Genomic DNA, 12,273 nt, shown 5'->3' with positions numbered 1-12,273 from the left:
ACGCACCGCTATATCTGTAATATCCTTTGAGCGTTTGCCGTTCAATACTCAACAGCAATGATTTCATAATCCAAAATCTAAAATCCAAAATCTGAAATTGAATGAGCCGTTTTTTTATCGCCCTCCTACCACCGCAAGATATTCAAGACTACGCTAACGAGATTAAGCAATACTTTGCCGATCGCTATGCTAGTAGCGGGGCGCTAAAGTCTCCGCCTCATATTACCCTGCAACCGCCCTTTGAATGGGCAGATGCTAACTTGCCACTATTAGAAGCATCCTTGAAGGAGTTTGCCAGCGAACAACAGCCAGTAGCAATTACACTTAAAGGGTTTGATGCTTTTGCACCTCGTGTCATATACATTAATGTCGTCAGAAGTCAAGAGCTTTTAACTTTGCAAGCTGATTTAATGGCTTATACAGAAAGCAACTTGAGAATTGTTGACAAGGTTACTAAAACCCGCCCTTTTGCACCCCATTTAACGATTGCATTTCGAGATTTAACAAAGCAAAATTTTAAAGTTGCTTGGCCAGAATTTGAAAATCGTCAGTTGCATTTTGAGTTTACTGCTGACAAATTAACCTTGCTGCTTCACGACGGGAAGCGCTGGGATATTAAACGAGAGTTTGCTTTTTTCTCTGGTAGTAATTGAGCTTGTAACCGAGAATTCAGCCATTGCCAGTATTTTCTCAATGCCGATGTGGGTAGAATTTAGGATTCTAATTTATCGAATAGGTAATTCAATCACAAACTCAGTACCCTCACCTGGTGTTGAATGGCAATTTAGCTTACCGTGATGATTGTTAACTACAATTTGGTAAGCAATAGATAAACCTAGTCCTGTTCCTTTACCGATGACTTTTGTAGTGTAGAAAGCATCGAATATTTTTGTCCGATTTGCTTCACTGATTCCTGAGCCATTGTCGGCAATTCTAAGAATAACCTGCTCTCCAATTGCTTCAGTTTTAATCCAAATCATCCCAACATGTCGAAAGTTTTCATCAAAATATTGATTTCTTTGGATTTCTTCAATTGCATCAATCCCATTACTAATCAAATTCATAAAAACCTGATTTAGTTCCCCCAGATAGCACTCAACAAGTGGTAGTTCTCCATATTCTTTGATTAATTTAATTGCTGGACGATGGCCATTTGCTTTAAGTCGATGTCCAAGAATGAGTAGTGTAGTTTCTAAACCTTCATGCAGGTTAGCCAGTTTTTTACCTGCTTCTCCGTGTCGAGAGAACTTATTCAAGGATGACACAATTTCTGTAACGCGATCTGTACCTAGTTGCATAGATTGAATAATTTTGGATAAATCATTTAATAAATAATTGATATCTTTTGTTTTAATAGCATTTTGAATTTCATCTGGGGGATCGGGTAGATACTTATGATATAGTTCGAGTAAATTAACAACCTCTTGGAAATACTCTTCAATAAAATTCAAGTTTCCAGCGATAAAATTGATGGGATTATTTACTTCATGGGCAATTCCTGCTGTCATTTGACCCAAGGTTGCGACCTTTTCTGCTTGAATCAGTTGGGTTTGAATCTGTTGTAATTCGGCGTTTTTAGCAGTCAAGGTTTGCGTCAAATTTTTCAGCTTCAGTTGATGCTCTATTCGCACCAAGACTTCTTCATACTGAAAAGGTTTAGTAATATAATCTACGGCTCCCAATCGCAATCCTTTAACCTTATCAGCAGTATCTGAAAGAGCAGTCATAAAAATGATCGGAATATCCCGGACACGAGGATTGCTTTCACTTTTGAGGTATTTACAAGTTTCAAACCCATCAATACCCGGCATCATGATATCAAGCAAGATTAAATCAGGTAAATTATCATTATCTAATCTCTGAATGGCTTTTTCACCACTACGAGCTGCCCAAACTTCAAAGCTAGACTGATCTAAAAAGCTTGATAAAACTTGTAAGTTGGCAGGATTATCATCAACGACTAAAATAATTCCTCTGCTAGGATTGTTATTTAAGGAGTTTTTTTGATCGCCTATAGTTACTGTCATAATATTTCTAACCTATATTGATTCACGTTGCTTATTTGCAAAACACTAAAGGAGAAAACTCCCAATTCAAAATTCATACATGACAATCTGCATAAATTTAGGTAAATTAATCCTTTGAGTTTTCGCTCAAAAAGTGAAGGATTAAATCTTCGTCAAACTGCCTCGCTAGCTGCCGCAATTGGTTAGCAAAGGAAGCGAATTTTGCGTCTGTTTCCTCTAGTTTATCTGCCCATTTTAAAATGTCGTTAAAGTTACCTTTACTGGCTAAATTCATCAGTTCCCGCAATACATCGGGGGAAGGAGGAGTCATTTGATTTGGCGAACTATCAAGTTTTGTAGGCGAAGAATTGATTTTTTGTTCCTCAGACTGCTGGTAAATCCATGTCAAACCTAAATTGCACTCTAATTGATGCAGTAATTCATCTGCCTGTACAGGTTTGCTCAAAAAGGTGTCACCTCCTGCTTGCAGACTGCGATGTTGGTCGGCTTCAAAGACACTAGCAGAAGAGACGATAATCTTGACATCCTGGATATCTGGGGTATGACGCAGGTGTTTAATCAATTCAAACCCATCCATTTCTGGCATCAGCAAATCTGTAATCACCAGGTCTGGTTTCAGGGCGATCGCTTTTTCTAAACCTTCTTTACCGTTGCTGGCTTCAACTACGTTGAAACCCAATGGTTGCAGTAAATTTGTAATTACTGTGCGATTCTCCCAGCGATCGTCCACCATCAAGATGGTGCGGGGACTACCTGTAAAGCCAATGATTTGTCCCTTGGATACAGCCATCGCAGACTGTACCCATTCGCTGGCTTGGGCGATCGCAATTTCAAACCAGAAAGTACTACCCTGACCAATCTCACTTTTAACCTGGATATCGCTACCCATCATCTGCACCAACTGCCGAGTAATAGCTAAACCCAGCCCTGTCCCTTCTATCTGATGCTTTTTCTCACCTACTTGTTCAAATGGCAAAAAAATGTTGCCCAATTGAGTTGGAGTTATGCCAATTCCTGTATCTTTTACACTAAAGTGAATGCGATATTTCTCTGTCTGCCCATCAGCAGCAAGTCGATCGATTACCTCAACCTCGAAGCTAACCTTACCCTCATCAGTAAATTTAATGGCATTTCCCAGCAGATTCAAAAGAACCTGACGTAACCTTTTGACATCGACATGAACCCCTGTGGGTAAGTTGCTGGCGGGTTCATAGATAAACAAAATGCCTTTTTGTTCTGCCCGAATCTGGCAAATTTCTACAATACCCTGTAAAAAAGACGGAAAATGCACATCTTGAGGATTCAGTTCTAGTTTTCGCGCTTCAATTTTGGAAAGATCCAAAATGTCATTAATTAAAGTCAGTAGATGAGAGCCACACTGTTCAATGATGTTTACATGATATTGCTCTGGCTCCGGCAAACCTTTAGAACGCAGCAAAATTTGAGCACAACCCAAAATACCATTCAAGGGCGTTCGCAGTTCATGGCTCATGTTGGCTAAAAATTCGCTCTTAGCACGATTTGCAGTATCAGCCGCTGCTTTAGATTTTTTCAGTTGAGCTTGTTCAAAGGCTTGTACCTGCCACAAGACAGCGATCATCGTCACTGTCAATCCGCCCACAATTAGGGCGATCAGATCGAGGAATTGTAGCCGAGATTCAATATTTTGGCGCGGAATTACCAAAGCCACAGACCAATTAGCTTCTCGCAACGGCACATAAGCAACATACTTTTTAGTGCCGTCAATTTCCATCAACTGAATTCCCTGTTGTTTGTTTACCATTCGCCGCGCGATCGCATTTAAATTGCGATCTGGAATTTTTAGCAGGCTGGGTGCAGGTTTTTCTAACGTTGACATTAACATTGAGTTGGGATGGACGATCGCTTCTCCTTGGGAATTGAGGGCGAATGCATAGCTGTTCTTGCCGTAGCGCAAAGAGTTGACTACCTTAGCAATGCGATCGACTTTGACATTGCCGTGGAAAACTCCAATCGGTGAACGATTGCTAGGAGCATTTGACCAGATTGGAGTGGCGATCGCAATTAAAGGAATACCTGTGGAACGGCTGATAAAGGGATCGGAAATGTTGCTTTTTCCTGCTAATGCTTTTTGAAAGTAGTCTCGATCCTTAATATTCTTATTTGACCGACCAATCTTAGTATTAAAATACGAACCATCCGGGGTAACTATTTGGAAAAAGAAAAATTCATCGATCCGCTCAACTTCTGACTTTAAATAAGGTTCTGCTAAAGACCAGTCTAAGGAGCGTACAGTTGAAGTATGAGCAAGGGTTTGCACCTCGACTTTGCGAATATGTAACCACTCCTCAATTTCATCAACTCCTCTCTGTACCTCTAAAAAAGCTTTTCCTCTCAAGTCTTGTAGCGTTATTTTTCGAGCAGCCTGATAGCTAAAATAAGCAGAAATACTCACAATAAGAGTAGTGCCGCCAATAATAAATCGGATTGGTAAATTCCGTGAAGAATACATTTTGGTGTCAGATGGGCTGGAGTTGCCTTCGATCGCAGGCTTAACCCTTTAAACAATGGGTTTTGTAAGCAAAAAAAGGGCTATATTTAGATTGCCCAAAAAATTATTAATAATCGCAATTATGATTGTTACCCATAGCTGCGATTTTCAATACCCTAAATTTTGCTAACCATCCTTTAAATACCTGTATTGTGAAGTATGTATAGGCCGATCGTCGGATAAGTTCAAAAAATACATTTGAGAAAAAATATAATAATCAAATTTATTGTTATATTTATCTTGATAAATTAAATAATATTACTGATGTTTCAGTATTTGTAAATAGTCAACTTTATTTAGTTAAATAGGTATTTAAAATCAAAAATTTGGCTTATTTTGTAACAGGCGAAAGTTAAGAGTCGCCATCTAGGTGACAGTGGTAGCGATTAAATGACTGCCGACTCTATGCAAATTGAATGTGAAAGAGGTTATCAAATCTCATTAACAAGCTACAGTATATACCTGTAATATAACAACGAATTAGGTAATACTTACCTTTTGACTAATGACTCAAGTAGATATTCTGATCCTTTCAAATGGCCCAGGTGAAGTAACAACCTGGGTGCGTCCAGTAGTAAAGGCGCTACGGCAAGAATTAGGGGATGACCGTTCTGTAGTGAGAATTTCTGTGGTATTATCGCCTTGCTCAAATGCCAGTGGTAAAGAAGCAGCGATCGCTCTTTCTTTCCCCGAAGTGGATAGAGTTCAGGGAGCAGAACATTTTTGGCAATTTTTGCTTTGGGGCAAAACATTTGAAAATTGGGATTGGAGAAGTCGCGGTGTAGTAGTTTTTTTGGGCGGCGATCAAATTTTTCCAGTGATTATAGGCAAAAAACTCGGATATCACACAGTTGTTTACGCAGAATGGGAAGCCAGATGGCATAACTGGATCGATCGCTTTGGTGTGATGAAACCCGAAGTAGCAGCTAAAGTCTCATCAAAATATGCTCACAAATTCACCGTTGTCGGTGATTTAATGGTTGAAGCACAAGAACAAGTAAGCACTCCCTACTCTTGTTCGGCTACGCTTACGGCAAGCCTACTCCCTACTTCCCACTCCTCAATCATTGGTTTACTCCCTGGTTCAAAAGCAGCAAAATTAGCTCAAGGAGTACCATTATGTTTAGCTATTGCCGAATACGTTCATGCAAAAAGACCGCAAATCAGATTTGTGATTCCTGTAGCCCCAACTTTGGATTTACAAACTTTAGCTAGTTTTGCCAATCCCGAAAAGAACTCTATTGCTGAAATCTTTGGCTTTGGCGGTGCTTCCTTAATTCTCTCAGAGGATGCTAAAGGCAAGGCATTACTAAAAACAGCAATGGGCTTAACTGTGGAACTGTGGCAAGAAAACCCTGCATATCAATTATTATCCCAGTGCTGCATCTGCTTAACTACGGTGGGGGCAAACACTGCCGAACTTGGTGCTTTAGGAGTGCCAATGATTGTTTTACTGCCAACGCAGCAACTTGATGCCATGCGTTCTTGGGATGGTTTACCTGGGTTGTTGGCAAATCTGCCAGTAGTCGGTACGCTATGCGCTAAGGTGATTAATTGGTCATTTTTGAGATTTGTGAGACGCAAAGGTTTATTAGCATGGCCAAATATCTGGGCACAGGAAGAGATAGTCCCAGAACTTATGGGTAAACTTCAACCGCAAGAGGTTGGGGAAATGGTTTTAGACTTTTTGGCGCATCCAGAAAAATTGGATGATATGCGCGCTAAACTCCGAAATATTCGTGGCGAAAGTGGAGCAGCCCAAAAGATAGCACAGATTGTTGGCGAGGAAATCGGACAGCAATTAATCTGAAGATTCACCATTCCGGCGTCCCAGTTCAAAAATGCCACAACTAATACACGCAAGTATACCTAAGCTGATTCCCCAACTAGGCCCTAAACTGAGTTCTACACCCCAGTTAACTAAAGCGCCAACTAACAAAAAAGGGACAATGCTAAACAGTGAGGCGTAGAAAGCATTTTGGGATTCTCTGGCTTTACGAGTCTTTTCAAATTCTGACTGGCTGGTGTAGAGCGATCGCTCGGCAAAGTTAAACCAGCGATTGAGTTGCTCGATTACCCATTCATTGACTCTGGAAAAACCTAGATATAGCGCCAATGACCACAAACTCGCTCCAGCGATCGCGATCGTGTCTAACTCAAAACGGAAAGGTAAAATTTCAGTCAGCATTGCTTGGGGGAGTCCTGCAAAGGGTCAACTTTAGCTGTGAGTAGATGCTAAATAAACCTCTTGTGCAATTTTAAGCATAAAAGCTAACAAGATTTCAACTACTTGGCAAATCTCCCGCTTCTTAGCTGTATTTAAAGGACGTAAATAAGGATGTGGAAAACGACTTAAAACTACGACGTGTTCAAAAAAGGTATTACTATTCACCTTTTCTATTTTCTTGCTGTGTCTTCAATACCTGATACCAATGCTGTACACCCATACCGGGTAACTTGTCGTCTAAACCCTTCGCTACTCGTAGTAATCGTGCTTCGTGTTCACGCTCTGATTGCCTTAAGCTGTAATCCTTAAGACCGTTCATTAGTAATGCGTACAGTTGATCATTAAAAACACCATTTTGCATGATGCCTAGTTTTTTGATAAAGAGATTGAACAGACGATAGAAAACATACTCACGATCGTAATTCACTATCACCTTATCGCGTGTCTTGTGTCGTGGAAGTAAGCGTTCCATACCAAGCTCACTGAACATATCGGGTGAAAAACCAACTGTATCAACGCCGGGTGAGTACGCCTTATTGAGAGCTTCCTTCCATGTCATCTTACCCAGGTGTTTGTAATTCTCGATGTCGTTAGTGTCGTCGTCATAACGTTTTACTCTTGCCATAAGTACCCTTTTATGGTGTCTTGTATGTATTGTTCGACCACTATAGCCAGTGTATAAAAGCTCTGCCATCTGTAGCAGTGAAACTAAGTACTTTGTTGAGTGTACGTAATAATACTTACAAATTATTTTATACGTAAATATATGTCATTATTTGTGGTTTTGATACTGATATTATGTCCGCATAATTTAGTTATGCTTACCGAAGCTATACAGAAAGCGCAAAAACCTTCTGTGATAAATAATAAGTATGTCTGTACGATCGTTTAACTCTTAAACGTGATTGTAATTTACATAGGTATCAATATTGCCAGTTGCTCAATTTTGTGACCATTCGCACATGATGCAAAGCTTACTGCAATAGGATGTTGTTTTACAGTAAACGTCACATGACCCGACGATCTCCTAATGTTTGTGGGTGAACGTGACATTTACACGGTTGCTACTCTTACAGACCAAAGCAAACGATATTAAAAAGTGTTCATAAAGACAATTCTCACAGTATACACGTGAGCTTGTCGTCAATCCTCACACTTTTTTGTACCTTTTTGCCAAAATTAGGGATAAACGTGTGTAACCCCTAATAATGATACCAACAATACAGAAATGTTGGATGCAAGTCTACTGTGAGTGTATGCAGTATGTCAGTTGTCTTTTAGTCTGTGATGTATGCCAGGAACCGGACTTGAACCGGTGACACGAGGATTTTCAGTCCGATGGCAAGTACTTATAAATCAGTATTTACAGCTATTCTGGATTAGATTACACCCATTTTACACCCATTTATCTTTACTGATTTATAGCCGATCGCTAGTGAAAGGGTAGCTTTGCTGATTGCGATCGCTTATTGAGTCATTCAACTTAACCTAAGTTGATCGCCCACCTAAAGATTGAAGTTGGTAATTTGGTAATAAATACCCCGTAGATTCTTTAGCTGAAAAAGCTTCTAGAGTGGTAACAAACTTGTTAACTATTCGGTAACGGTCTTTTCTGCAACTTACTGCACCCTTTGATATTAGTTAATTTGAACGGAGAGATATCGACGGTAACAGAATACTCCTCATTGACAAATATTTGTTACCGTCATCAGGTATCTTTACGCTAAGGCATTCAAGCTTTACATTGCTATTTGTTACCAGCCTGTTAATACTTTTGTTACCAAACTTCAAAGCTATTGCACAAATCAGTTAAGGTACATTGTTACCAGTTTTACCAGAGTCATCTTTGATTCGGATTTGGTAAGCTCTAGCAGACTGTTGATTATCACTTGCATGACCTAAATCAACCACCTGTTTCATGAATGCTCTAGCTGCATCAGCACTTAGTTTCTCACGGCTTGATGACCAGTGAGTAACTTTCCTTGCCGTAATCCAACCTGTCCCTCTAAACCGTTCTACAAATCGGGTAATTCTTGATGAATCTGGATGAATTGTTATGCCAGAGTCAGCATAGATCAGGCGACTTTGACCAATCAACCAGTTTGTAAATGCGATCGCTGCCTCCAATATCTCGCTTGGCACCATAGGTTGCGGTATGCGCTCATCAACAATGGCATTTACACAATGGACGATAAGAGCGATTCTAGCTGCCCTTTCTTTTGCTTTTGGATAAATAGCTCTCAATGCAGAATTTGGTTCAGAAACTTTCTGCTTTTCACACCAACAATGCCATTTTTTCCAAATTTGTTGCCCACTTTGATTCAGTTGGTAAGTTTTAGGCTCCAAGTTTTCTAAGTCCTTGTAAAGTTTTTGAAGCAATACTGAGAGGTTATAGGTTGTATCACCACCTGGTGGTGGCATTTCGGTTAATGGTACCTGAATCCACATATATCTAGGCCAGAAACCGTCATCTTCCTTCAAGTCACCCATCTGCTTTCGTAAAACACAGGGTTGAATTGTTCCTACTACACTTACAGATGTACGATATACCGACACTCTAGGGCCAGTTTTGCGGTTAATTTTGATGGGTCTACTGTCATAAGCAGATAGCCATTTTTGACGATCATTACCTTTGCCTTGAGGACGATACTGATTGAAGCCAGCAAATAATCCTGCCAATTCATCGATCGCAACAATAAATCCTCGATTTGGTTGCTTGCTAGAGCAATCAGCAATCGCCTCTACAGTTGCATCTTGAAGGTAATACTCTCGCGGAACTGGTTCAGTAGGCATATCCCCTCTGTCATCTTTCGAGAGTTTGTGCCATTCGGCTAATTCATGTTGATATTGTGCTAAATTACACTGATATTTTTCTTCAGCATCTGCCTGCAATTTCTCAAGCGGATTCAGTATGCTATTGAGAATCGGTGATTTTGTAGTCCCTGTTTCACCAACCAAACCCATCCACAGAATTGCAGGTGGACAGAAGTTTGTAGCAGCATCAATTTCGATACAAGTATTAACTCTTAATAAAGAAGCTGCAACAGGTAACAAAACCCCCATAAAAGTTTCAAGCGGAACATTGAATTGTTTAGCTAGGCACGTTAATGGATCAGTTAGGCGTGAAGGAAGTAATGATTGAACAGGTGCAGGTTTTTTAGTTAGTTCAAGAAGGCTTTGAACCTCTTGAGCCAATTCTTCTGTATCTTCTGATTGTTCAAGACATAGTGACAAAGACTGTAAATTATCCTTGCTCTCGCTTCTACTAGTACCAAATGGAGATCGCCAACCGTTCTGTCGAGCGAATAATCCTAATGTGCCTACCCCAATACCCTTACCAGATTTGAAGGATTTCCAATGCTTTGCACAAGCATTGACCTCATAGTTCGTAGCACCTCGACTCCAGTTATCCCACTCAGGTAACAATTCTTGGCTAACAGAGTGTAGAGCCATTCCAACCCTAAGCCAAGTATCGTAGTCTTCTGTTGGAGGAATAGCACTGAGGTAAGACAAAGCCCAGTCTTTGTCAGTCCATACTTGTAGACTATTCAAGTCCTTGGATTTTAACTGAGTGAGTTGATGCGGAGGTTTATTCTCCAGCATTTGCTCGATTATCCATAAAGGAGCTTCTGCGATGTTACATTCCGCAGGAGACTGACCTGGAAACCATTGATAAGCTCCTGTAACAGGGTGGTATCCAACAACAACAGATTGGCAACCATCCCAACGAAGCTCTAGTTGTTCGGGTTTACCATCTTCTCCGTTGGTGTCTGTTTTGATTTTTTTGGTGGCGATCGCTCCCCAATACTTTTCTGGTACTCGATAAATAGCCTGATAGTGTCCTTTTCTACCTGATGTTAGAGTAACTGTTTTAGGTAATGCCTCTTCAAGAGACTGTTCTGAAAGTTTCTGAATTAGGTTGTCACAACTTGCCCCATCATGGTCAAAAAATAGTAACCCATTTGATTGAGTTCCGCAAAGAACGCCAACTGCACTCCACCACGAAACAGGTGGATTAATGATTTTGCCATCCTGTGTTTTCACTTTTAGGCATTTGAAGTACCCAGTTTCGACTGCTGCTTCAAAGTCCTGTAGCGTCAAAGGAGTATTTTGCCAGTTATTCCCCAATGGAGCTTTATTATTCCCTACTGCAACCAGTGCCCAATCTTTAGGTATTAATTTAAAATCCTGAAGAAGTTTCTGAGGCGTTATTGTGTTAATACTGTTAGAATCTTGAGCAGAAGAATTTTTTTTACTCTGGCAATCGCTGTTAGTAGCAGTAATCGCTTTTTTCTGAATCTCACTCATTGCCAAGCCCTCTTTTGTAATAGATATGAGGAGATTGAATCAAATAGTATTGAAACTGCCATTCAAAGGCAGTTTTTTTGTTAGTGAGCATAAAAATCACCTTTTATTTTTTCGAGTTGTTTGGACTTCTAAACTTGTCAAATAGCGGACAATTTCTTTCTTGTGTGCGTCTGGGTTGTGCTTATTGGCCAGCCAATTAAGGCAAAGTTCTAAGTTGTAGCGAATTGTTCTAGAATTCTCCCGAACATAATGAATTCCTTCAACCCATTCACCACGTTGCCGTATTGATTTAAGGGTATGTGAACTATACCCAATTTTTTGCGCTAGGAAATGTTTGTTACAGAATGAGAAAGACATAAAACTCCTTAAGATTTGCAGACATAGTTAACTCTCCTGAAAATTAGTGGATTTAGAACGGCTTCCTAACACTAATATCAGATGTATTTTTAGATTGACAATTTTAATGAAGCTCTACAGACTATTTACTCCGATGAGTATCAAGAGATTTTCATTCGTGTTATTACAACCTCTTCAAACTCCAGAGAAAGAACTGTTTAACTTCATTTACCAAAATAAGCTCAAAAATCTCCAATCTTGGATAAGTGCTATCACATAAAGTTTTGTAAAGCTAAAATTTAAATCATAATTATTCTTCTCAAATGATTGGAGAAGTTGATTTCACTATCATTAGCCCACTGCAAGTTCCAATTAATTGGCTAAATATATAAATCTTTCAAACTAACCATGCAACAAGTTTTAAAAGTTATAGCCAAAAATACTAATAATTTTAATTCTAATAAAAATTAATGGCAATGAACAAATTGCTGTAGAACTGACTTGGCTTCTTGTAAAGAACTTTCAGAAAAGTGCACTCTTAATTCTTCAATCAATGGTTCTTTAAGTAATCCCTTTTTTGTAAGTATATATCTCTCGCCATTTTTCCAAACTTCAGATTTTAGCGTTTTTCCGCTACTATTTCGATTTTTACAATTTTCCACTGCTAGTAAATCAAAATTATTGTGTGCAGTTTGCAATGCTTTGAAATTTTGTTGAATAACTGGATCTACTTGGGACTTGAACCATAAAAATTTGGTTCTTCAGTACTTGTTATGCTTAACTAATAGTTGGTATACCAATTTAACAAGCATCTAACTCGAAAATTTTCAAAATTTCTAAATCCA

General features: G+C 39.5%; 7 protein-coding genes. 2 read left to right on the top strand and 5 right to left on the bottom strand.

The features are described 5' to 3' along the window. The first annotated feature begins 101 nt into the window (after positions 1 to 101). Positions 102 to 653 (top strand): 2'-5' RNA ligase family protein, encoded by a 552-nt coding sequence (locus V7K45_RS21245; RefSeq protein ID WP_335006910.1) that lies wholly within the window; start codon positions 102 to 104, stop codon positions 651 to 653. A gap of 72 nt (positions 654 to 725) precedes the next feature. On the opposite strand, the gene V7K45_RS21240 is transcribed toward V7K45_RS21245, so the two are convergent. Both V7K45_RS21240 and V7K45_RS21235 read right to left on the bottom strand, forming a co-directional pair. Continuing rightward, positions 726 to 2,027 (bottom strand): hybrid sensor histidine kinase/response regulator, encoded by a 1,302-nt coding sequence (locus tag V7K45_RS21240; RefSeq protein ID WP_335006908.1) that lies wholly within the window; start codon positions 2,025 to 2,027, stop codon positions 726 to 728. Positions 2,028 to 2,133: 106 nt separating this feature from the next. Continuing rightward, positions 2,134 to 4,518: an ATP-binding protein gene (locus V7K45_RS21235; RefSeq protein ID WP_335006906.1), complete on the bottom strand. Its 2,385-nt coding sequence runs from the start codon at positions 4,516 to 4,518 to the stop codon at positions 2,134 to 2,136. Between the two features lie 544 nt (positions 4,519 to 5,062). Between V7K45_RS21235 and V7K45_RS21230 the strand changes: the two genes are divergently transcribed. Further along, complete coding sequence (locus tag V7K45_RS21230) at positions 5,063 to 6,367, top strand: lipid-A-disaccharide synthase (protein WP_335006904.1); 1,305 nt, start codon at positions 5,063 to 5,065, stop codon at positions 6,365 to 6,367. Here V7K45_RS21230 and V7K45_RS21225 read toward each other — a convergent pair. The 3 genes from V7K45_RS21225 to V7K45_RS21215 all read right to left on the bottom strand — a co-directional run bounded on the left by V7K45_RS21225 (position 6,359) and on the right by V7K45_RS21215 (position 11,092). Further along, positions 6,359 to 6,745: a hypothetical protein gene (locus V7K45_RS21225; protein ID WP_335006902.1), complete on the bottom strand. Its 387-nt coding sequence runs from the start codon at positions 6,743 to 6,745 to the stop codon at positions 6,359 to 6,361. The genes V7K45_RS21230 and V7K45_RS21225 overlap by 9 nt on opposite strands. Before the next feature lie 196 nt (positions 6,746 to 6,941). Then, positions 6,942 to 7,409, bottom strand: coding sequence for a hypothetical protein (locus V7K45_RS21220; protein WP_335006900.1), 468 nt, complete (start codon positions 7,407 to 7,409; stop codon positions 6,942 to 6,944). A 1,184-nt stretch (positions 7,410 to 8,593) separates the two neighbouring features. Continuing rightward, entirely contained in the window at positions 8,594 to 11,092 is a 2,499-nt protein-coding gene (locus V7K45_RS21215; protein ID WP_335006898.1) for a DUF3987 domain-containing protein, read from the bottom strand. Between the last annotated feature and the right edge of the window lie 1,181 nt (positions 11,093 to 12,273).

The sequence above is a fragment of the Nostoc sp. genome (assembly GCF_036917375.1).
In the GTDB taxonomy this organism is placed as follows: domain Bacteria; phylum Cyanobacteriota; class Cyanobacteriia; order Cyanobacteriales; family Nostocaceae; genus Nostoc.
The sequence above is the reverse complement of the archived record's forward strand: the minus strand, read 5'-3'. Positions and strand labels throughout refer to the sequence as shown.